At 72.5% G+C, this 21,364-nt stretch carries 20 protein-coding genes; 11 read left to right on the top strand and 9 right to left on the bottom strand.

Translation table 11 applies throughout. The features are described 5' to 3' along the window. The first annotated feature begins 237 nt into the window (after positions 1–237). On the top strand, positions 238–1,023 hold the full coding sequence (locus tag ACIF80_RS01435; RefSeq protein ID WP_399797913.1) for a hypothetical protein: 786 nt from the start codon (positions 238–240) through the stop codon (positions 1,021–1,023). 33 nt (positions 1,024–1,056) lie between these two features. Here the strand turns inward: ACIF80_RS01435 and ACIF80_RS01430 are convergent, their stop codons facing one another. Beyond that, the gene (locus ACIF80_RS01430) at positions 1,057–1,578 is read right to left on the bottom strand and encodes a hypothetical protein (RefSeq protein ID WP_399797911.1); all 522 of its coding nucleotides are present in this window, start codon (positions 1,576–1,578) and stop codon (positions 1,057–1,059) included. A 111-nt stretch (positions 1,579–1,689) separates the two neighbouring features. Beyond that, on the bottom strand, positions 1,690–2,808 hold the full coding sequence (locus ACIF80_RS01425; RefSeq protein WP_399797909.1) for a magnesium and cobalt transport protein CorA: 1,119 nt from the start codon (positions 2,806–2,808) through the stop codon (positions 1,690–1,692). A 582-nt stretch (positions 2,809–3,390) separates the two neighbouring features. Here ACIF80_RS01425 and ACIF80_RS01420 point away from each other — a divergent pair. The 4 genes from ACIF80_RS01420 (at position 3,391) to ACIF80_RS01405 (ending at position 6,766) form a co-directional block, all read left to right on the top strand. After that, positions 3,391–3,975 (top strand): suppressor of fused domain protein, encoded by a 585-nt coding sequence (locus ACIF80_RS01420; RefSeq protein WP_399797907.1) that lies wholly within the window; start codon positions 3,391–3,393, stop codon positions 3,973–3,975. 322 nt (positions 3,976–4,297) lie between these two features. Beyond that, a complete protein-coding gene (locus ACIF80_RS01415) occupies positions 4,298–4,942 on the top strand; it encodes a DUF6758 family protein (RefSeq protein WP_399797905.1) in 645 nt (214 codons plus the stop codon). Between the two features lie 184 nt (positions 4,943–5,126). After that, on the top strand, positions 5,127–5,984 hold the full coding sequence (locus tag ACIF80_RS01410) for a PHP domain-containing protein (protein ID WP_399797902.1): 858 nt from the start codon (positions 5,127–5,129) through the stop codon (positions 5,982–5,984). Positions 5,985–6,160: 176 nt separating this feature from the next. Next, entirely contained in the window at positions 6,161–6,766 is a 606-nt protein-coding gene (locus ACIF80_RS01405; RefSeq protein WP_399797899.1) for a MarC family protein, read from the top strand. Between the two features lie 170 nt (positions 6,767–6,936). Here ACIF80_RS01405 and ACIF80_RS01400 read toward each other — a convergent pair whose 3' ends face one another. Beyond that, the gene (locus ACIF80_RS01400) at positions 6,937–7,089 is read right to left on the bottom strand and encodes a hypothetical protein (protein ID WP_399797897.1); all 153 of its coding nucleotides are present in this window, start codon (positions 7,087–7,089) and stop codon (positions 6,937–6,939) included. A 237-nt stretch (positions 7,090–7,326) separates the two neighbouring features. Between ACIF80_RS01400 and ACIF80_RS01395 the strand changes: the two genes are divergently transcribed. Then, positions 7,327–8,220, top strand: coding sequence for an NYN domain-containing protein (locus ACIF80_RS01395; protein ID WP_399797893.1), 894 nt, complete (start codon positions 7,327–7,329; stop codon positions 8,218–8,220). Here the strand turns inward: ACIF80_RS01395 and ACIF80_RS01390 are convergent. Together ACIF80_RS01390 and ACIF80_RS01385 are read right to left on the bottom strand one after the other, a co-directional pair. Next, positions 8,217–9,113: an alpha/beta fold hydrolase gene (locus tag ACIF80_RS01390; protein ID WP_399799362.1), complete on the bottom strand. Its 897-nt coding sequence runs from the start codon at positions 9,111–9,113 to the stop codon at positions 8,217–8,219. The two genes, ACIF80_RS01395 and ACIF80_RS01390, sit on opposite strands and share 4 nt — an antisense overlap. A 187-nt stretch (positions 9,114–9,300) precedes the next feature. Further along, a complete protein-coding gene (locus ACIF80_RS01385) occupies positions 9,301–11,820 on the bottom strand; it encodes a DEAD/DEAH box helicase (protein ID WP_399797891.1) in 2,520 nt (839 codons plus the stop codon). A gap of 475 nt (positions 11,821–12,295) precedes the next feature. Here ACIF80_RS01385 and ACIF80_RS01380 point away from each other — a divergent pair, with 475 nt between their 5' ends. Then, a complete protein-coding gene (locus ACIF80_RS01380) occupies positions 12,296–13,051 on the top strand; it encodes a ferritin-like fold-containing protein (protein WP_399797889.1) in 756 nt (251 codons plus the stop codon). A gap of 57 nt (positions 13,052–13,108) precedes the next feature. Here the strand turns inward: ACIF80_RS01380 and ACIF80_RS01375 are convergent, their stop codons facing one another. The 4 genes from ACIF80_RS01375 to ACIF80_RS01360 all read right to left on the bottom strand — a co-directional run bounded on the left by ACIF80_RS01375 (position 13,109) and on the right by ACIF80_RS01360 (position 15,233). Then, the gene (locus tag ACIF80_RS01375) at positions 13,109–13,378 is read right to left on the bottom strand and encodes a hypothetical protein (RefSeq protein ID WP_399797886.1); all 270 of its coding nucleotides are present in this window, start codon (positions 13,376–13,378) and stop codon (positions 13,109–13,111) included. 359 nt (positions 13,379–13,737) lie between these two features. Then, on the bottom strand, positions 13,738–13,965 hold the full coding sequence (locus tag ACIF80_RS01370) for a DUF3107 domain-containing protein (RefSeq protein ID WP_399797883.1): 228 nt from the start codon (positions 13,963–13,965) through the stop codon (positions 13,738–13,740). Positions 13,966–14,133: 168 nt separating this feature from the next. Beyond that, positions 14,134–14,778: a TetR/AcrR family transcriptional regulator gene (locus ACIF80_RS01365; RefSeq protein WP_399797881.1), complete on the bottom strand. Its 645-nt coding sequence runs from the start codon at positions 14,776–14,778 to the stop codon at positions 14,134–14,136. Between the two features lie 227 nt (positions 14,779–15,005). Continuing rightward, positions 15,006–15,233: a hypothetical protein gene (locus ACIF80_RS01360; RefSeq protein ID WP_399797878.1), complete on the bottom strand. Its 228-nt coding sequence runs from the start codon at positions 15,231–15,233 to the stop codon at positions 15,006–15,008. Positions 15,234–15,430: 197 nt separating this feature from the next. Between ACIF80_RS01360 and ACIF80_RS01355 the strand changes: the two genes are divergently transcribed. From ACIF80_RS01355 to ACIF80_RS01340, 4 genes are all read left to right on the top strand, one after another. Then, entirely contained in the window at positions 15,431–16,513 is a 1,083-nt protein-coding gene (locus tag ACIF80_RS01355) for an alpha/beta fold hydrolase (protein WP_399797875.1), read from the top strand. Between the two features lie 8 nt (positions 16,514–16,521). Continuing rightward, entirely contained in the window at positions 16,522–18,099 is a 1,578-nt protein-coding gene (locus ACIF80_RS01350; RefSeq protein ID WP_399797872.1) for a DUF3152 domain-containing protein, read from the top strand. 246 nt (positions 18,100–18,345) lie between these two features. After that, complete coding sequence (locus tag ACIF80_RS01345) at positions 18,346–20,157, top strand: DUF3492 domain-containing protein (protein WP_399797870.1); 1,812 nt, start codon at positions 18,346–18,348, stop codon at positions 20,155–20,157. After that, entirely contained in the window at positions 20,154–21,335 is a 1,182-nt protein-coding gene (locus ACIF80_RS01340; RefSeq protein ID WP_399797867.1) for a hypothetical protein, read from the top strand. The genes ACIF80_RS01345 and ACIF80_RS01340 overlap by 4 nt, the downstream gene beginning before the upstream one ends. Positions 21,336–21,364: the final 29 nt, after the last annotated feature.

The following is a 21,364-nucleotide window of genomic DNA, read 5'->3' as shown; positions in this document are numbered from 1 at the left end:
TCATACGGGTCGGTGCTGCCGTGCGTGTGTACTTCTGCTTGCTCTGGCCCTGCTGTGCTGTCCTGTCCGCTGCCGCGCCGGTTGTCCGGATGGCCCGTTCGGGCGGCTTCAGGCTAGCCCGTCCCGATCAGCGCTGCTCCCGTGGCCGGTCCGGACGGACTGCCTCCGACCGGCCGGTACGGCCCCGGTAATCTGCGGTACGCCGTTCAGGTCCCCGTCAGAGAGGCAGCGCAACCTGTGACTCCGATCTCCCCGGGCCGTTCCCGCACAGCCACGCTGGCGAGTGCCGTGTGCGTGCTGTTCGTGACCGGAATGGCGCTCACGGGATGCTCCGAGGAAGAAGACCCGAACGAGGGCACCAACGGCGTCGGCAAGCTGACCGCCGCCGAGATCCAGAGCAGGACACGGACGGCCGCCAAGTCGGTCGACACCGTGCGGCTGCACGGAAACGTCGTCACCAGCGGGCGTACGTACACGCTCGACATGCGGCTCAAGCCCGAGGGCGGCATCGGATCGGTCACCGCCGGGGGGCAGACGTTCCGGTTGCTGAAGGTCGACGACGAGCTCTTCCTGAAGGCCGACGCCAAGTTCTGGGGCCAGGCGGACGGCGGGGCCGGCAAGGAGGGCGCGAAGGGCGAGGGGGACGGGGCTTCGGACGCGGCGGCGGCCGGCAAGCTCGCCGAGAAGTACGTGAAGGTGCCGGAGGGCGACCCGTCGTACAAGAAGTTCATCGGGTTCGCGGACAAGGACGTCCTCCTCAACGGTCTGCTGACCCTGCACGGCACCCTCGCCACGGACGGCCACCACGAGCAGGGCGGCGTCCGCACCATCCGCATCACCGGCGACGAGGGCTCCGGCGGCACCCTGGACGTCTCCCTCGAGGGCAAGCCGTACCCGCTGCGCCTGGTGCGCGCCGGCAAGGCGGGCACCCTCACCTTCTCGGCCTGGGGCGCCGACTTCGCCCTGGAACAACCGGCCGGGGACGAGACGCTGGACTACGAGGGCCAGCACCCGACGTCGTAGGAGGACCGGGCGGAGCGGGGCGGATCCAGCCGGTCAGCGGCGCTTCCTGCGCCCCGCCAGCAGCCGGGGCAGGCCCGCGGGGACCGGGTGCCGGGTCGTCACCGGCGTCGGCAGCGGGGGCTCGGCCAGGGAACCTTCGGGCAGCGGTGCCGTCGCCCCGGTCGGCTCCAGACGCAGCACCCGGCACTCACGCGCCCAGCGCTCCGTCATCGCCTCGCCGTCGGGCGCGTTGAGCCGCTTGCCCTTGAGCACGGCGACCGCCGCGTCCCACTCCTCGGACCCGGAGGGCAACTCCACGACCGTCGCGGCCCAGGAGACCAGCCGGCCGCCCTTGTCCTTGCTGCGCACCGTCACCTCGGCCGGCCCACCGTCCGCCAGCCCGGGCAGCGGCTGCTCCCCGGGGCCGTCGCCGACCAGGCACATCGCACCCTCGTGCCACACGTGCCACAGCGGCCGGGCCGGGCCACCGGACCCCCGGACCCAGACGAGGCCGGACTTCTTGGTGGCCTCCTCGACGAGGGCCCGGTCGAACAGCGCACTGGTCGCACTTGTCATGGGCCCAGCCTATCCAGGGCCTCCGGGCCGGACTCCGGATCCCGGGGCCGGCCACGGGGCCCCTCTCGGTTCCGGTTCCGGTTCTGCTCCCGGAGCCGGTGCCGGAGGGTGTCAGAGCCAGCCGTTGCGCTTCAGCGTGCGGTGGATGCCCAGGCAGAGGGCCACGGTCACGCTGAGGATCACCGGGTAGCCGTACTTCCAGTGCGTCTCCGGCATGTAGTCGAAGTTCATGCCGTACACCCCGCAGACCATCGTCGGCACGGCGATGATGGCGGCCCACGAGGTGATCTTGCGCATGTCCTCGTTCTGCGCCACGGACGCCTGCGCGAGATTGGCCTGGAGGATGGAGTTGAGCAGCTCGTCGAAGCCGATCACCTGCTCGTGCACCCGGGCCACGTGGTCGGCGACGTCCCGGAAGTACTTCTGGATCTCGGGGTCGATCAGCCGCATCGGCCGCTCGCTCAGCAGCTGCATGGGCCGCAGCAGGGGCGACACCGCCCGCTTGAACTCCAGCACCTCCCGCTTGAGCTGGTAGATCCGTCCGGCGTCGGTGCCGCGCGGAGTGCCTCCCCGGCCCGGCGAGAACACCTCCGTCTCCACCTCGTCGATGTCGTCCTGCACCGCGTCGGCGACCGCGATGTAACCGTCGACGACGTGGTCGGCGATGGCGTGCAGGACCGCCGAGGGGCCTTTGGCCAGCAGCTCGGGGTCTTCCTGGAGGCGGTGCCGCAGGCCCCGCAGGGAACCCTGGCCGCCGTGCCGGACGGTGATGAAGAAGTCCCGGCCGGTGAAGCACATCACCTCACCGGTCTCGACGACCTCGCTGCTGGAGTTGAGCCGGTCGTGGTCGAGGTAGTGGATGGTCTTGAAGACCGTGAAGAGCGAGTCGTCGTAGCGCTCCAGCTTGGGCCGCTGGTGGGCCTGGACGGCGTCCTCCACGGCCAGCGGGTGCAGTCCGAACTCGCGGGCGATACCGGCGAACTCGTCCTCGGTCGGCTCGTGCAGGCCGATCCACACGAAGCCCGAGTCCCGGCGCACCAGGCGCATCGCCTCCTGAGGGGTGAGCGGGCTCTCGGTCTCCACACGGCGGCCGTCGCGGTAGATGGCGCAGTCGACGACCGCGGTGGTCGTCGCCGGGTCGCGGGTGGTGTCGTACGGGGCGCTGCTCTCCTTGCGCAGCGGGGCACGGGAGGGACGGACCACGGCGCGCAGGTCACGGATCATCGACATGGCGGGCTCCTTCGCGAAACGGGCAACGAAAGGCGCCGGCGCGACGGGTGGAACCACCCGGAATGAGGACGTCCTGACCAGGGATGACCCGGCTTCCGGAAAAAAGCCCGGGCAGGGGATGTTTGGCACGTCCACAAAGCGGGGAGCACCGCACCGTCGCGGTGGCGAGTCTCGTCGCTGATGCAGCTACTGGGGCAGATCAGTCGGGACGAAACGAAATGCTCTTCCGATGAAGACGCGATGATGCGAGGTGACAGCCGGAACGGAGCAGCTACATCAACGGGTGGAAGAGCGGGTGCTACTGCACGGTCGACTTCGGTCCATGCCAGCCCCACCTCCTCCGGCCGGTCCCTCGTAAGGGACGATCCTCATCCCCTGAAGGGGATTCCCCCGTAGGGGGAGTGTCATAGCGGTACCGGGGCTCCGACGGACTCACCCAGTGCCCTGAAAATGCCCTGCCGGGCCTGGGCGTTGCCTGGGGGGCCTACTGCGTGCTGCCCCGAACCACCGGGCCAGACTAGCAGCCGGCCACTGTGTCAAGGTGCCGCTTCGCCTGCTGCCGACGGGTTCTATGCTCGCCGCATGGCAGATGTTCTTCCTCTGGTCGAGGCCCGGTTGCTCACGGCTCTGGGCGAGCCGGACGCGCGCGCGGCGGTCACCTTTCTGGGTACGGACCGCATCGAGGTGCTGCGCTTCCAGGAGGGCGACATCGTGCGCTACGCCACCCTCGGCATGTCCGCCCAGCCCATGGCCGACCCCACGGCGGCGATCGCGGATCCGGTCGCGGGCCCGCGCGCGGAGCTGGTGCTGTCGGTGCGCGGCGGTCTCACCGACACCGACAAGGTGCTCCGCCCGCTCGCCGTGCTCGCCGCGTCCCCGCAGGTCGAGGGTGTGGTCGTGGCCCCCGGCGCCTCCCTCGACGTCGGCGAACCGCTGTGGCCCGGAGCCCCGTTCACCTCGGTGCTGGTCGCCGAGCCGGGCGGTCTGGTGGAGGACCTGGAACTCGACGAGCCCATGGAGCCCGTACGGTTCCTGCCGCTGCTGCCCATGACGCCGAACGAGGCGGCCTGGAAGCGGGTGCACGGCGCCCAGGAGTTGCAGGAGCGCTGGCTGGCCTGCGGAACGGACCTGAGGCACCCCACCCGCGCCTCCGTCGCGCTGGACTGACGCGTTCCCCGCTTTCGGCGGGCGGCCGTTCGCCGAAGTGAGCAAGCTCACCTGTGCCGGACCGTCAACGATGAGCCGCGGCACCTCAGTTGGTTCAGCCGGTGAGGACGACGGTGGCCGGGTGCCGGCCGGGACGGCCGGTGCCTGACGGGCCGACCGGTCGGGAGTGGCGGGGCGTGCGCCCCGGATGCGGCCACCGGTTGCGCGGTGCCGTGGTCCGAACCGGTCGGTGTGTACCGTTTCCGGTCCTCGGGTGACCGGTTCGGTCCGGACGGGTGATCGTCCTTGACGTGGCGGGGCGAGGGTAGGACCGTGGGGCCCTATGAGGGGCGAACCCAGTTGCCCGAAGTGTGGTGGCCGGGTCAGGGCTCCCGGCCTCTTCTCCGATGCCTGGCAGTGCGATGTGCACGGCGTCGTGCATCCGGTCCAGCCCGTGATACCGCCGAGCGTCGAGGCTCTCGACGTCGTCGTGCACCGTACCCGGGTACCGGTGTGGATGCCGTGGCCGCTGCCGGTGGGCTGGCTGTTCACCGGGGTGGCCAGCGCGGGTGACGACCGCAGCGGCGGCCGCGCCACCGCTGTCGCGTGCACCGGACCCGGACCGCTCGGCGGCATGGGCGAGCTGATCCTCGTGGCCGAGGAACTCGGCGTCGGGCTCGGCGCACGGTACGCGGGCGTCGACGGCCCGGACCCGGGGCCGTACCTGGACGTCGAGAAGCCCGCCGACGCCAAGGTGCTGGCCGCCGGCCGCCCGACCCCGCTCTGGCACGTCTCCAGAACGCCGGACGACCGGGCCGTCTTCGCGGGCGAGGCGCTCGGGATGTGGCTGTGGGCGGTGCTGTGGCCCGAGCAGTCCGGGCTCCTGATGTACGACGAACTGGTCCTCACCGACCTCCGGGAGGCCGGGGCCGAGGCGGAGCTGGTGCCCTGCGGGGCACTGTCGCCGCGGCTGATGGAGGCGCCGTGAGGGGCGGCGTGAGGGGCGGCGGCGGGAGAGCCGGCGCGGAGGGTCGGCACGAAGTGCACGGGTAAGGGGCGCGCGGCGCGCGTGTAGGGGGTGCCGGGCGGGTTCGGGTGTGACGGGAGCGTGCGGAAGTGCGGTTATCCTGAAGCGTCCCCCGTCCGCCCGTCACCGCTTGGAGCCACGCGTCGTGCGTATCGATCTGCACACCCACTCCACCGCGTCCGACGGTACGGACTCCCCGGCCGGCCTGGTCCGCGCGGCCGATGCCGCCGGTCTCGACGTCGTCGCGCTGACCGACCACGACACCACCCGCGGCCACGCCGAGGCCCTCGCCGCGCTCCCCCCGGGGCTCACTCTGGTGACCGGCGCCGAACTCTCCTGCCGGTACGACGGCATCAGCATGCACATGCTGGCCTACCTCTTCGATCCCGAGGAGCCGGCGCTGCTCGCCGAGCGCGAGCTGGTCCGGGACGACCGCGTGCCGCGGGCCCAGGGCATGATCGCCAAGCTGAACGGCCTGGGCGTGCCCGTCACCTGGGAGCAGGTCGCCCGGATCGCCGGCGACGGCTCGGTGGGCCGCCCGCACATCGCCACGGCACTCGTCGAGCTGGGTGTGGTGGAGACAGTGAACGACGCCTTCACCCGGGAGTGGCTGGCGGACGGCGGCCGGGCCCACATGGCGAAGCACGAGACCGACCCCTTCGAAGCGCTCCGGCTGATCAAGGGCGCGGGCGGGGTGGCGGTGTTCGCCCATCCGGCCGCGAGCAAGCGCGGCCGGACCGTACCGGAGTCCGCCATCGCGGAACTGGCCGAGGCCGGTCTCGACGGCATCGAGGTCGACCACATGGACCACGACCTCGACACCCGGGCGCGGCTGCGGGGCCTCGCGAAGGAACTGGGGCTGCTCGTGACCGGGTCCAGCGACTACCACGGCAGCCGGAAGAGCTGCGTGCCCGGCGAGTTCACCACGGACCCCGAGGTGTACGGCGAGATCACGCGCCGCGCGACCGGCGCGTTCCCGGTGCCGGGGGCCGGCGGGGCCTGAGCCGCCCGTACCTCCCGGGCCCGCCCCGCGCCGGGGCGGCGCCCGCTTTCCCCCTGAGCTCTCTCCTTGAGCACACCTGAGCGCGCTCCTTCCCGGGTGCCGCCTGCTCACTGCTCTCCCTCACCCTCACCCCTCTCCGCTCATTTCATTTCATTTCGTTTCCCAGCAAGGCAGACATGTTCGACGTCGCCGTCTTCGGCTCCCTCTTCCTGACCCTCTTCGTCATCATGGATCCCCCCGGGATCACCCCGATCTTCCTGGCCCTGACCGCGGGCCGGCCCACCAAGGTGCAGAGGCGGATGGCCTTCCAGGCCGTTTGCGTGGCCGGTGGCGTGATCGTCCTGTTCGGGCTGATCGGGCAGCAGATCCTCGACTACCTGCATGTGTCCATGCCCGCGCTGATGATCGCGGGCGGGCTGCTGCTCCTGCTGATCGCGCTCGACCTGCTCACCGGCAAGACCGACGAGCCCCAGCAGACCAAGGACGTCAACGTCGCTCTGGTGCCGCTCGGCATGCCGCTGCTGGCCGGGCCCGGCGCGATCGTGTCGGTCATCCTCGCGGTGCAGAAGGCCGACAGCACCTCGGCCCAGGTGTCGGTGTGGGTGGCGATCCTCGCCATCCACGTGGTGCTGTGGCTGGTCATGCGGTACTCGCTGCTGATCATCCGGGTCATCAAGGACGGCGGGGTGGTCCTGGTGACGCGGCTCGCGGGCATGATGCTCTCCGCGATCGCCGTGCAGCAGATCATCAACGGGGTCACGCAGGTGATCCGGGGCAGCTGACCGCCCCGCCCTCGTTCGCCCCGCGTCACACAGGACGTGGGAGGCAGGGCGCAGGGCGCAGAATGCGCAGGACGGGGTACGGGGGACGCACAAAGCCCCCGTGCCCTTCGAAAGACGGGACGGAGGCTTCGGAACAGGTGGAACAGGCGGTACAGGACCGGCGTTCTGCGTTATGAGGCCGGTGTGTCGGCCGGGCGGATCCACAGGCGCTGCCCGATGGCGGCGGCCTGCTGCACGATGCTGTTGACGGAGGCGGCGTCCACAACGGTCGTGTCCACGGCGGTGCCGTCGACGTCGTCGAGTCGCATGATTTCGAAGCGCAAGGGCTTCTCCCTTCGTCTGGTCATCCTCCTGAAGGAGAACTACTGGGCGGACGGCCACGAGCCGGATCGGCTCGTGTTCCATCAGTGGTCAACGGTTTGTCCCATGCAAACATTCCCTACGCTAAGGAAATTCTTCGATCGGCTAAGTATTGACGGGTTGCCGACAAGCGAATGTTTCGAAGGAGACCGACCGGGGCCGGTTGTGTTCGCACAGTGACCGCCGGGACAATAGAGGCGATGAACGACGACTTGGCGGACCTGACCTCCCGTATCGACCGCACGAACGAGCTGCTCCAGCGCATGCTCGCCGAAGTGGCGAAGACGCCCTCCACGCACGCGATCTTCGTCGACGCGGGCTATCTGTACGCGGCGGCGGGACGGCTGGTGGCCGGGACGGAGGACCGCCGGGCCTTCGACCTCGACGCCGAGGGACTCATCGACGCGCTCATCGACCGGGCCCGCACCATCTTCGCGGACAGCAGGCTGCTGCGTGTCTACTGGTACGACGGCGCCAGGCGCCGCATCCACACCGCCGAGCAGCAGACCATCGCAGAGCTTCCCGACGTCAAGGTCCGCCTCGGCAACCTCAACGCCAACAACCAGCAGAAGGGCGTCGACTCCCTGATCCGCTCCGACCTGGAGTCACTGGCCCGGCACCGCGCCATCAGCGACGCCGCCCTGCTGGGCGGCGACGAGGACCTGGTCTCGGCGGTCGAGGCCGCCCAGGGGTACGGCGCCCGCGTCCACCTCTGGGGCATCGAGGCGCCCGAGGGCCGTAACCAGGCCGAGCCCCTGCTCTGGGAGGTCGACAGCCAGCGCACCTTCGACCTCGACTTCTTCAAGCCGTACGTCTCCCGGCGCACGGCCCCGGGGTACGAGCCGACGACAGGCCGGCCCACCCGCGAGGACGTCCGCTTCGTCGGTGCGCAGATCGCCGCGAAGTGGCTCTCCGAACGCGGGCGGGACTCGCTGGTGGAACTGCTGCCCGGCCATCCCTATCTGCCCGGCTCGGTCGACCAGGACCTGCTGGTGGAGGCCGAGGGACTGCTGCAGTACTCCCTGCGCGGCCAGGCCGACCTGAGACGCGCCCTGCGCGACGGCTTCTGGTCCCACCTCCAGGCGCAGTACTAGGCGAGGGAGTGGGTACCGGTGCCGGTGGCGGTGCCGGCGCGGGGGGCCTGGAGGCCGTCCCAGAAGGCGGCGAGGGCGTGCGCGGTGGGCTCGGGCCGTTCGACGGCGGGGGAGTGCCCGGCGCCGACGACGACCGTGCGGTGCGCGTTCAGGCGTACGGCCATGGCGTCGAGGTCCGGCACCGGCCAGGTGTCGTCGTGCGCACCCGACAGCACGTGGAACGGCATTGGCACGGCGGCGAGTTCGGCGACCAGGTCCGACTCCGCACACAACTGCCGCCCGGTAGCCAGTAGTTGAGCGGGGCTGGTGTCCAACCAGCGTCGACGCAGATGCTCCTGGCCGCCGAGCCCGCGCGCGGGCCCGCCGACCTCCTCCGGCGGCCCCAGGGCCAGGACCGCCTCCCAGCACTGCGCCATCGTCATCCGGGCGAGCGCGTCCCGCAGCAACTTCACGCGCTGCTCCTGGAAGACGGAGATCCGGGCGGGGCCGGACGAGATCAGGGTGAGCGAACGAAAGGGGGAGTGGTCCTCGAGCACCGCCGCACGGGCGATCTGGCCGCCCAGCGAGTGTCCGACCAGATGCAGCGGTACGTCCGTGCCGAGCGCCTCCGCCTGCGCGAGCACATCCCGCGCCAACTGCGCCCGCGCGTAGGCGGACTCGTCGTCCACGGGCCCGTCCGACTCGTACTGCCCCCGCCCGTCCACGGCGACGCTGCGGTACCCGCGAGCGGCGAGCGGCCCGTGCACCAGCGTGAAGTCCTCCTTGCTCCCCGTGAACCCGGGCAGCGACAGTACGACCCCCTTCGGCTCGACCTCCTCGGTCGGCGGCACGTCGACGACGGCGAACTCCCCACGGGAGGTGCGGAGTCGGTACGCCCGGGCGCCGGACGGCATCGCGCGGAAGAGAGAGGGAGAGGGAAAAGGAGCAGGAGGGGAAACGGGGGCGGCGTGGCTGGTCACGGGGTGAGGGTAGCGGGCGCCGGAGCGTCGACGGGGCGCCGGGTGACGCCTGCCGGGGGACGCCGACGGCCCGGCCCCACGGATGGGGGACCGGGCCGTCGAACCGTGCCTCTGGTGCGGGTCAGGCCTCCGTGGACTCCGCGGGAGCCGTCGCCGCGGCCTTGCGGGTGCGGCGGACCCGGGGCTTCGCCTCGGCCGTCTCCGGCTCGGCCTCGGACGCGGCCTGCGCCGGGATGCCGGCCGTGTCCGCGGTGGCCTTGCGGGTACGGCGGCGGGGCTTGGCCTCGGCCGCTTCGGCCACCTCAGCGGCCTCGGTGATGTCGACGGCCTTGGCGGCCGCCGTCTTCCTGGTGCGCTTGGGCTTCGCCTCGACCGCGGTGTCCACCGTGGCCTCCGGCTCCTGCACGACGGTGGCCGCCTTGCGGGTGCGGCGCGGCTTGGCCTCGGCGGCCTCGGCCGTGTCCACGGCCGTCTCCGCCTTGGTGGTGGCCTTGCGGGTGCGCCGGGGCTTGGTCGCCGCGGTCTTTGCCGGCTCGGCCTCGGAAACGGCCTGTGCCGGGATACCGACGGCGCTCGCGGCGGCTTCGGTGGCCTCGGCGGTCGCGGTGGCCTTGCGGGTGCGGCGACGGGGCTTGGCCTCCGCACCTTCGGCGGTGTCGAGCACGGCCTCGGCCGCGGCAGCCTCGGGGGCCTTGGCCACGCTCTTGCGGGCGCGGCGCGGCTTGGCCGGAGCCGGCTCCGGTGCGGATTCGGTGGTCACCTCGGCGGTGTCCACCACCGTCTCGGCAGCCGAAGGCGTGGTCGCGACCGCGGACTTGCGGGTCCGGCGGCGACGCGGCTCGGCGGCGGGGGCCTCGGGCTCCCCGGTCGCCGGGACCGTCCCGGTCACAGCGGTGCTCTCGGCCGACGGGGCGACGGCGACCGCCACCGCCGCGTCGGTCTCGACCGGCGAACCGGCCGGGGCCGTGCTGTCGACGGCTGCCGTCTCCGCGGACCTGCGGGAACGGCGGCGGCGCGGCTTCGACGGGGTCTCAGGAGTCTCCGGGTGCTCCAGAGCGGCCCCGGAGGTGCCCTCCGCCGTCGCGACAGCGGCCTCGGCGGACTCCACGGGCCCGGCGGACTCGACCGCAGTCACCGGAGTGGTCGCGGCCTCGGCCGGGGCTCCGCCGCGCATACGGCGACGGCGACGCGGGGTGCGGGGAGCCGTACCGGCCTCCGCCTCACCGGTGTCCTCGACGGGCAGGGCCGCCGGCTGCTGCGCCGAGTCGCTCAGCGGCGTACCGCCACGCGTACGGCGACGGCGGCGCGGCGTACGGGCCGGATGCTCCTGGTCGGCGGACCGGGAGTCGCCCCGGTCGGCCCGCTCGCCCCGGTCTGCCCGCTGGCCCCGGTCGTTGCGGTCGGCCCGCTCGTTGCGGCCACCGCGTCCGCGCGGGCCACCACGGCCGCCCGGCTCGCCCAGGTCCTCCAGCTCCTCCGCGTCGAGCCCGGCGCGGGTGCGCTCCGAGCGCGGCAGGACACCCTTCGTGCCCTCGGGGATGCCGAGGTCGGTGAACAGGTGCGGGGAGGTGGAGTACGTCTCCGGCGGGTTGCCGAAGCCCAGGTCCAGCGCCTTGTTGATCAGCTGCCAGCGCGGGATGTCGTCCCAGTCGACCAGCGTGATCGCCGTACCCTTCGCCCCCGCGCGGCCGGTACGGCCGATGCGGTGCAGGTACGTCTTCTCGTCCTCGGGGGACTGGTAGTTGATGACGTGCGTGACACCTTCGACGTCGATGCCGCGGGCGGCGACGTCGGTGCAGACGAGCACGTCCACCTTGCCGTTGCGGAAGGCGCGCAGTGCCTGCTCGCGGGCGCCCTGTCCGAGGTCGCCGTGGACCGCGCCGGAGGCGAAGCCGCGCTGCTTGAGCTGGTCGGCGAGGTCGGCGGCGGTGCGCTTGGTGCGGCAGAAGACCATGACCAGGCCCCGGCCGTCCGCCTGGAGTATCCGCGAGACCAACTCGGGCTTGTCCATGTTGTGCGCGCGGTAGATGAACTGCGTGGTGTTCGCGACGGTCGCGCCCTCGTCGTCCGGCGCGGTGGCGCGGATGTGCGTGGGCTGCGACATGTAGCGGCGGGCCAGTCCGATGACCGCGCCCGGCATCGTCGCCGAGAACAGCATGGTCTGGCGGCGGGCCGGAAGCAGGTTGATGATCTTCTCGACGTCGGGCAGGAAGCCCAGGTCGAGCATCTCGTCGGCCTCGTCGAGGACGAGGGACTTGACATCCTTCAGGTTCAGCTTCTTCTGCCCGGCCAGGTCGAGCAGCCGGCCCGGGGTGCCGACGATCACGTCGACGCCCTTCTTGAGGGCCTCGACCTGCGGCTCGTAGGCCCGTCCGCCGTAGATCGCGGTGACACGGACGTTGCGCACCTTGCCGGCGGTCAGCAGGTCGTTGGTGACCTGCGTGCACAGCTCGCGGGTGGGGACGACGACGAGCGCCTGCGGCGTGTCCGTGAGGTCCTCGGGCTTCGCACGGCCCGCCTCCACGTCCGCGGGGACGGTCACGCGCTCGAGGAGCGGAAGGCCGAAGCCCAGCGTCTTTCCGGTGCCGGTCTTGGCCTGGCCGATGACGTCCGTGCCCGACAGGGCCACGGGGAGCGTCATCTCCTGGATGGGGAAGGGGGTGATGATGCCGACGGCTTCAAGGGCTTCGGCGGTCTCGGGGAGAATCCCGAGCTCTCGGAACGTAGTCAGGGTGCTGCCTCTTCTGTGTGCGCGGTGCGAGGCGAGCGCGGGGGTCGTCTATGGACCGTGCCGGGGACGTCGGCTGCCTTACGGGGATGCCGTAGGGCACGGGACCACTGCCGACGCTCTAGCGCTCGTACCGCTGAGGGTCCCTCCGATCGTCGTACGCAATGTGCCGTACGGTCAGGGAGAGCGGTCGGGGCGGAGCCGATCGGGCCTCCGACCGGGCATCCTCATACATGCGCCCTGCCGACTACGTCAGAGTATTCGGCGGGCGCATTACCACCATACCCCGGATTCGCGCACACGCCATGGCCGATTTGGCCACGTAGTCGTCGTCACACGTGTTGACCAGCGCCTTACGGCCCGCGACGAGCGGGCTATTGTGCGGATTATGACGAGCTCTGACAAGCCTGACCGTGCCGCGGAGACCACCGACACCCCCGCCGCGCCGACCGGCGTCGCCGCCATGGACTGGGCGGCCGCCTCCGCCGACCCGCAGTACCGCGCGGCCATCGTGGACCTGCTCGGCGCGCTCGCGTACGGGGAACTGGCGGCGTTCGAGCGGCTCGCGGACGACGCCAAGCTGGCCCCCACGCTGGAGGACAAGGCGGAGCTGGCGAAGATGGCGTCGGCCGAGTTCCACCACTTCGAGCGGCTGCGCGACCGCCTGGCCGGGATCGGCGAGGAGTCGACCCTCGCGATGGAGCCGTTCGTCGCCGCGTACGAGGGCTTCCACAAGCAGACGGCGCCCTCCGACTGGCTCGAGGGACTCGTCAAGGCCTACGTCGGCGACTCGATCGCCAGTGACTTCTACCGGGAGGTCGCGGTCCGGCTGGACTCCGACACCCGCGCGCTGGTGCTGTCGGTGCTCGACGACACCGGGCACGGCGGGTTCGCCGTGGAGAAGGTGCGCGCGGCGATCGACGCGGACCCGCGTGTGGGCGGGCGGCTCGCCCTGTGGGCGCGTCGGCTGATGGGTGAGGCCCTGTCCCAGTCGCAGCGGGTGGTGGCCGACCGGGACGCGCTGTCGACGATGCTCGTCGGCGGAGTCGCGGACGGCTTCGACCTCGCCGAGGTCGGCCGGATGTTCTCCCGGATCACCGAGGCCCACACCAAGCGGATGGCGGCCCTGGGTCTGGCGGCCTGAGAGCCGCCCGCCTCCGCCCGCCTCCGTTCCCTACGTCGGGCGCCGGTCGGCGGCCGGTCAGGCGGTCGCCGACCGGCCGCGGAGTCCTCCTGCGGGACGCAGGAGCAATGACAGTGACGCCACGGAGAGGATCGCCGCGCCGGACAGGGTCGTCAGCAGGTTGCCCGCGTCCAGCGCGCTGTGCGTGAGGAACGCGCCCAACAGTGCCCCGGCCGCACCGGTCGACAGGACCAGGGTGCGGGCGGGGAGACGGTGCGGCAGGCGGCGGGTGGCCGCCCATGCCAGAGCCAGGCCGAGGATCACTGAACTGAGCGCTTCCAAGAGCATGTCGGGCCCCTCCCACATGGCTGGCCTGTTCGCATCGGTCGTAGCCCGTCTTACCCCTGACCTGCGGAATCCAATCCTCCCCTGTAGGGGTCCATGTCCCGTTTGTGCGGGCGGAGGCGGGAGCGCGCGGCGGCGGAAACAGCCGGGGCGCAGGAGGACGGCAGGGGAGAGAAGCCGAACGGAGCAGAGGCGGAGAGCCGCGCAGAGGCGCCGGCCGGGAGAGGGCGGCGAGCCGGAGCGGCGGAGTCACGGAAAGAGGAAGAGGCGGAGCGACGCAGAGGCACGGAGCGGGGACACGGAAGGGCCCGGCGGTTCGAGGTGCCGAGCCGCCGGGCCCTTCCGTGTCTGCCGGTCGTCGCCTACAGCGCGCCGAAGCCCACCTTGCGCGGGGCCGGCTCGCCGATCTCGATGTACGCGAGACGGTCGGCCGGGACCAGGACCTTGCGACCGTGCTCGTCCACGAGGCTCAGCAGCTGAGACTTCCCGGCCAGCGCCTCGGCCACCACGCGCTCGACCTCCTCGGCGCTCTGACCGCTCTCCAGAACGATCTCGCGGGGCGCGTGCTGCACGCCGATCTTGACCTCCACGGCTATGTCCCTCCGACGGTCAGTGAAGTGCGCGACCTTCCGCGCCGTACTCAGCACACATTAGCCCGGTGCGGGGACCCGCACGCTCAGCCCCCGCCACGCCAGGAGCGAACAGCCGGCGGGAACACACGACAGTCCCCGCCGGCTCGCACGCGCCGCCCGGCGCTGTCAGAACTGCTGATCGCTGCCGTGCAGCGGGAATCCGGCGATGCCCCGCCAGGCCAGCGAGGTCAGCAGCTGGACCGCCTGGTCGCGCGGCACGCTGCGGTCGCTGTGCAGCCAGGACCGCGCGACCACCTGGGCCAGACCGCCCAGCCCCGAGGCGAGCAGCATCGATTCCTGGCGGGACAGCCCGGTGTCCTCGGCGATCACGTCGCAGATCGCCTCGGCACAGTCGTTGGTGACCCGGTCCACGCGCTCGCGCACGGCGGGCTCGTTCGTCAGGTCCGACTCGAAGACCAGACGGAAGGCTCCGCCGTCGTCCTCGACGTACGCGAAGTAGGCGTCCATGGTCGCCCGTACGCGCTGCTTGTTGTCGTGCGTCGACGCGAGCGCGTGGCGCACCGACTGGATCAGCGACTCGCAGTGCTGGTCCAGCAGTGCCAGATAAAGGTCGAGCTTGCCCGGGAAGTGCTGGTAGAGCACCGGCTTGCTGACACCCGCACGCTCGGCGATGTCGTCCATCGCCGCCGCGTGGTAACCCTGCGCGACGAACACTTCCTGGGCGGCGCCCAGGAGCTGGTTCCGTCGGGCACGGCGCGGCAGGCGTGTACCCCTCGGGCGCACGGTCTCTGTCTGCTCGATGGCTGTCACGCCGCCTCCCATTGTCGTCCACGTGCGGTGTGAGCCGCGCCGTCATCGTACTTTTCGGTAACCGTGCTGTGCGCGGTGAGAGCGCAGAATTTCACGGACCGGGCGACGCCGAAAGCCGTACAGACGGTTTCAAAAGCTGCCAGACGGGGCAAGGTGAAGCCTCATTTCCGCAGGTGCCTTCTCCGTGGAGGCACCCTTCGGCGGCCTCCCCGGCTCTCTCGTCACCGTCACCGGTAGTCGTCCTCGTCGAGGGAGACGATCCTGGCCTGCTCGGCGAGGTCCGCCTCATTGGCCCGGTCGGCGTCGGCGTCGGTCAGCGGGTCGTCGCGGTCCGGGGTGAGGTCCGCGAGCTGTTCGGCGGCATCGGCCTCCGGCGCCTCGACGCCGTACTCCATGCCTTCGCGGGCGTCGGCGGCTTCCTCGAACGTCTCGGGATCGGTGGGGTCTGTGGTCATGGCTGGGCTCCCTTCCTGCGAACGTCCCCGGAACATGCGGGGGCCATATACGGGTGCCCTGGGTACGAGCCTAGGAGACACCCGATCCGGGCGCTATGCGATCCGCGACCGGGATGTGACACGGTGCGCACATGACGGGGCCGGCCTGTGACCGCCGCCACAGGATTCCCGGCGTGATCATCTCGTAACATTGCCGCATGTCTTCGACCGACCTGCCGCCCGTGCCGCCCGTGCCGCCCGCGACCGTGCTTCCCGAAGCGGTCGCCGTGAGGGTCGCCGAGGGCGAGCGTCTCAGGTCGGTCGAGCTCCCGGGCATCACCCTGTCCGTGCGGTCGAGGCCACCCGCGCGCGAAGGGCTGCCGCCCGCGCTCCACATTCACGGGCTCGGGGGGTCGTCGCAGAACTGGTCGTCGCTGATGTCCCTCCTGGAGGACGTCGTCCACAGCGAGGCCGTCGACCTTCCGGGCTTCGGCGACTCGCCGCCCCCGGACGACGGCAACTACTCGATCTCGGCGCACGCGCGCGCGGTGATCCGTTATCTCGACGCCGCCGGGCGCGGCCCCGTGCACCTCTTCGGCAATTCGCTCGGCGGCGCGGTCGCCACCCGCGTCGCCGCCGTACGCCCCGACCTCGTCCGCACGCTCACACTCGTGTCACCGGCCCTTCCCGAACTGCGCGTGCAGCGCACCGCCGTGCCGACGGGACTGCTGGCGCTGCCCGGGGTGGCCCGGCTGTTCACCCGGATCACCCGGGGATGGACGGCGGAACAGCGTGTCCGCGGTGTCGTGTCGCTCAGCTACGGGGACCCCGGGCAGGTGTCGCCGGAGGCGTTCCGCCACGCCGTGCAGGAGATGGAACGGCGGCTGCGGCTGCCGTACTTCTGGGACGCCATGGCACGCTCCGCGCGGGGTCTCGTCAACGCGTACACCCTCGGCGGCCAGCACGGGCTGTGGCGTCAGGCCGAGCGGGTGCTCGCGCCGACCCTGCTGCTGTACGGCGGCCGGGACCAGCTCGTCGGCTTCCGGATGGCCGGGCGCGCGGCCCGCGCGTTCCGCGACTCCAGACTGGTCACCCTGCCCGACGCGGGCCACGTGGCGATGATGGAATACCCCGGGGCGGTGGCTGCCGCCTTCCGCGAACTCCTTCTGGATGCCACGGATTCGGCCGATGAGGGGGATACTTTGGAGCTGGGCGCGAAGGGCGCTCCGGGTTCGGCCGCCGGTATCGCCGCGGACGAGGCCGCCGACGGCGGGACCACCGCCGAGAACCCGAGGGGCTGAGGCGCGACGTGGGACGCCACAGCCGTCGTGGACCCGCACCCAAGGGCGACGCCCGCCCGGCGCGGGGGACGACGCCCCCGGGGCAGGGGGCGACCTCCGACGGAACCGGCGCGTACGGCCCGCACGTTCCGCCCAGCCCGTACGGCTCACCCGGACAGGGATCACAGGGGGGCGGCCCGCCCGCGGGACCCGGGACCCCGGACCCCGGCGTACCACGGCTCCCGGACGGTTGGCTCCCGGACGGGACACCGGCGCGTGGAGTGCCCCGCCTCCCCGACGGCACCCCCGCCCACGGCTTCCCCCGTCTCCCCGACGGCACCCGCGGGCCCGGCGTACCGCGGGCCCGCGGGGGCGGCCATCCCGAGCAGCGGGAGCCCGGCGGCGGCTGGGGCGAGTGGGAAGGACGGAGCGAGGGTCCCGGGTACGCCGGGCCGGCCGGCAGGGCGGCCGTACCCCTGCCGCGACAGCGCCAGGCGCCACCCGAGGGACCGCGCGGACCACTGGGGCCGCGAGGGCGGTGGGGCCCGCGGCAGGACTACCTCGACGCCTTCGAGGAGGGCGACGACGTCTTCGCTTCCCGCCCGCCCGCGGCGACCCGCCCGGCCTCCCCCGCGGACTCCGTACATCCTGCGGACCCCGCGCGTCCCGCGCGTCCCGTGGACCCCTACGACGCCGTCACCGACTGGAACACCGCCCCGGCCGCCCGGCCCCCGGCCGGCACCGACGACGCCGCGCCGCCCACCGGGACACCGGCACAGACCAAGGGCACCAAGGGGCGCACGTTCACCGGGATCGCGGCCGCCGCCGTCACCACCGTGCTGGCGGTCGTCGTGGCCGGCCAGGTCGCCGACGGAGGCGACGGTTCCGACGGCCTCCAGGCGCAGTCCGCCCCCGAACAGGCAGCGCGCGACGCCCGGGACCCCGGCGTGAACGGGGGCGCGGGCGAGGAGCAGGACACGTCCCCGGGCGCCTCCCGCGCCGGGCCGCTGACGTACGCGCAGAAGATGGACAAGAAGTACCCGCTCAGCGCCACGGCCGAGGGCTCGGGGAAGTTCGACGCGGTCCCCGGCATCGCCGACGCGCCGGGCAAGGGGGAGAAGATCACCTATCGCGTGGACGTGGAGCGGGGACTCGGTCTGGACGGCGCGCTCTTCGCCGAGGCGGTGCACCAGACGCTCAACGACGACCGCAGCTGGGCGCACAACGGCGCCCGCGCCTTCGAACGCATCCACTCCGGCAGTCCCGACTTCGTGATCACCCTCGCCAGCCCCGGCACGACCGCCGAATGGTGCGCCAAGTCAGGGCTGGACACCACGGTCGACAATGTCTCCTGCGACTCGGCCGCCACCGAACGCGTCATGATCAACGCGTTCCGCTGGGCGCAGGGTGCCGAGACGTACGGCGACGAGATGCTCACCTACCGCCAGATGCTGATCAACCACGAGATCGGTCACCGCCTCGGGTACAACCACCTCACCTGCGACAAGGACGGCGATCTGGCCCCGGTCATGCAGCAGCAGACCAAGTTCCTCGACCACGACGGAATCAGCTGCCTGCCCAACGCCTGGCCGTACCCGAAGGGCTGACGGGAGCGTCGGAGCCGGCCCGGGGACCGTGGGTGCCCGTGCCGTGCACCGCCGCCGTCCACATGGTCATCTGATCTCTTAGCGTGGCTAAACGCGCCCCGCGCCGGAAAGTTACGACCGTTCACCCCTTCCGGTGGTGCGACGGACAACCGTCCATCACGCCACCCCCTTGACCGTCTACGTTCGTCCCGCTGCGAGCCGCCGGGTCAACGGCGGCTCCCCATACGGGAGATCGGGGGTGCACTCGTGCGCATCGGACTGCTTACGGACGGTGGTTATCCGTATGTGAGCGGTGACGCCGGACTCTGGTGCGACCGTCTCGTGCGCGGACTCGGGCACCACGAATTCGACGTCTACGCGTTCAGTCGCAGCGAGGCCCAGGAGGACGACGGCTGGGTGCCGCTGCCGCCCCAGGTCGGACGGGTGCGCACCGCGCCGCTGTGGACGGCCGAGGACGACGGGGTGGTGTACGGCAGGCGCGCACGCCGGCGCTTCGCCGAGCACTACGACGAACTCGCCGCCGTCCTCTGCACGTCGGACCCGGGGCCCGCGTCGGACTCCGCGACCCCCGGGGCGGAAGGGGCGACCCGTGCCCCGGCCGAGGCGGACCGTTTCACCGGAGCCCTGTACGGCCTCGCCGAACTCGCCCGCGACGAGGGCGGTCTCGCGACCGCCCTCCGCTCCGAGACCGCCGTACGCGCCCTGGAACGCGCCTGTCGTGCGCCCCGCGTGCTGCCCGCCGCGCGGGAGGCCCGGGTGTCGGACCTGCTGGCTGTCGCCGCGCACCTGCACGAGGCCCTGCGCCCCCTCTCGCTCGACTGGTACGAGGAGGACGGGCTCGGCGCGGTCGACCTGTGCCACGCCGCCTCCGGCGGCACGGCCGCCCTCCCGGGCCTGCTCGCCGGCCACTTCTTCGACGTCCCCCTGCTGGTGACCGAGTACGGCGTACGGTTGCGCACGCACTACCTGACCCGGCCGGACTCCTCACCCGCCGTCCGGTCCCTCCTCGCGGCCTTCCACGGCCGGCTCGCCGCCGAGACCTACCGGCGGGCCGCTTTCCTCACCCCGGGCAACACACACGCCCGCCGCTGGCAGGAGCGCTGCGGCGCCGACCGGGCGAAGGTCCGCACGGTCCATCCCGGGATGGACGCGGCGCCCTTCGCCGAGGTGGGCGAGTCCCCGGAGCGCGCCGATCCGCGCACCCTCGTCTGGACCGGCCGGGTGGAGCCCGCCAAGGACCTGGTCTCGCTGCTGCACGCGTTCGCCGGGATCCGCACGGCCGAGCCCGGGGCCCGCCTGCGGATCATCGGCGGCCCGGCCGGCCCCGAGGGCGCCGCCTACCTCGAGCACTGCCGGGAACTGGCCGCGCGGCTCTTCCCGGACGGGACCGGGGCCCCGCACGCCGACGGCGCGGGTCCGGTGTCCTTCGAGGAGATCGGCGGGCCGGGGCTCACCGGCCCCGCCGACGCGTATGCCGCAGGCGCCGTGACCGTTCTGTCCAGCGTGGTCGAAGGCTTCCCCACCGGGCTCGTCGAGGCGATGCTCGCCGGCCGCGCGACGGTGTCCACCGACGTCGGCGCGGTGGTCGAGGTCATCGGCGGCACCGGACTCGTCGTACCGCCGCGCGATCCGCGGGCACTCGCAGAGGCGTGCGTGTCGCTGCTGCGCGACCCCGAGCGACGCGCGCGCCTCGGTGCCGCCGCGCGCGCCCGCGCACTCGAACTGTTCACCGTCGAGCAGAACGTCGCCGCGTTCCACGACCTGTACCTGGAGATCGTCGCGCGCACCCCGGTCCGTCGCGTCCGCCTGAACGGCACGGGTGATCCCCTGCCCTTCGCCGCCCCGGTCGAGGCCCACGTCCCCGGTCACTGGGCCGACCCCGCCTCCCGCGGGCCGCGCCGTACCGCCCCCACCTGGGCCACGGACACGCCGCCACGGGCTCCTTCTCCGGCTCGGTCCGCCCCCGCTCCGGCTCGGTCCGCCCCCGCCCCCGCTCGGGCGGCCACCGACCCGGTACCGGGCGCATCACCGGTCCCCGCGACGGAGGCGGCACGATGACGGGCCTCGACGAACTGGACCTCGAGTCCGCCCGGTCCGGCACCGGCCAAGGCGCCGCCGACCCCGTGAAAGCGCTGCTGCACCGCCATCGCGAGCTGTGCGAGCGGGCGGTGGACCCCCTGGAGATCGCGGCGGGCCTGGAGGCGCACGGCGTCACCGACCGGACCGCCGCGCGCTTCAAGCACCGGGACGTCTTCTCCCTCGCGGAGGAGCTGTACGCCCGGATCCCGCGCGACGGCGACACCCCCCGCCCCTCCGCCGCCACGACCGCCCCGGGGCCCCGCGCCGGCTGGATCGTCCTCACCCTGCTCCCCGGCGTCCTCGCCCTCGCGTCGATGGCCGCCCTGCGTCTCACCCACGGCCAGAGCCGCGTCTACGCGGTCGCCGCGGGTGTCCTCGCCATCGCCCTGGCCATGCGCGCGGCCCTCCGGCGCGGCAGCCCGCTCGGCACCACGCCCGTTACGTCCACCCCGCCCACCACGGGCACGGCGGCCTGGACCTGCTGGCTCATCGGCTACGCCCTCCTGGGCGACGGCCTGCTCCACACCGCGATCACCGGCGGCCCCGACGGCCCGCCCACCCGCGGCCCCGGCGGCCCCGGCAGCCTTGAGGGCGACTGGACGCTCACCGTCGCCCCGGCCCTGGCCCTGGCCCTGGCCTTCGCCCCCGGGGCCTGGAGTGCCCGGCTCTTCGCCGTACGGGCCCGCCGCAAGGTCGCGGCCAGCCGCGGCCTCGAAGACTTCGCCGACTCCGTGCGCCCCCTGCTGTTCGGAGCCCTCGCCCTGTTCCTGTGCGCCCTGGCCGCTCTCTTCACCCTCTGCGCCACGGCCCTGGACGAGCCCTTCACCCACCACGAAGTGCTCACCCTGGGCGCCCTCCTCTTCCTGGCCCGCCTCCTCACCCTCCACGGCTTCACCCACGCGCCGAAGGTGATCCTCACTGCCGCGGCCCTCGCCCAGGCCGCGGCCCTGGCCACGGTCTTCGCGGCCCGCCTGCCCGGCTGCGGGGCACTGGCCACCCCCGTGGAAGCCCTGGTCACCGCCTGGGACCCCAGTGGCGTCGCCACCCTCATCTGCGGTGCGGCCGCCCTGACTCTTCTGATCCACGCAGCACGCACCCTCACCCGAGCCTCGGCCCACGCCCAGCCGGAGGCACCACCCCAAGGAGATCCCGCATGATCACCCGTCCAGCAGCCTCGGCCGTCACA

It is taken from the genome of Streptomyces sp. NPDC085927 (genome assembly GCF_044540975.1).
In the GTDB taxonomy this organism is placed as follows: Bacteria; Actinomycetota; Actinomycetes; order Streptomycetales; family Streptomycetaceae; genus Streptomyces; species Streptomyces hirsutus.
Note: the sequence above shows the minus strand (reverse complement) of the source record. Positions and strands in the feature narration are given on the sequence as shown.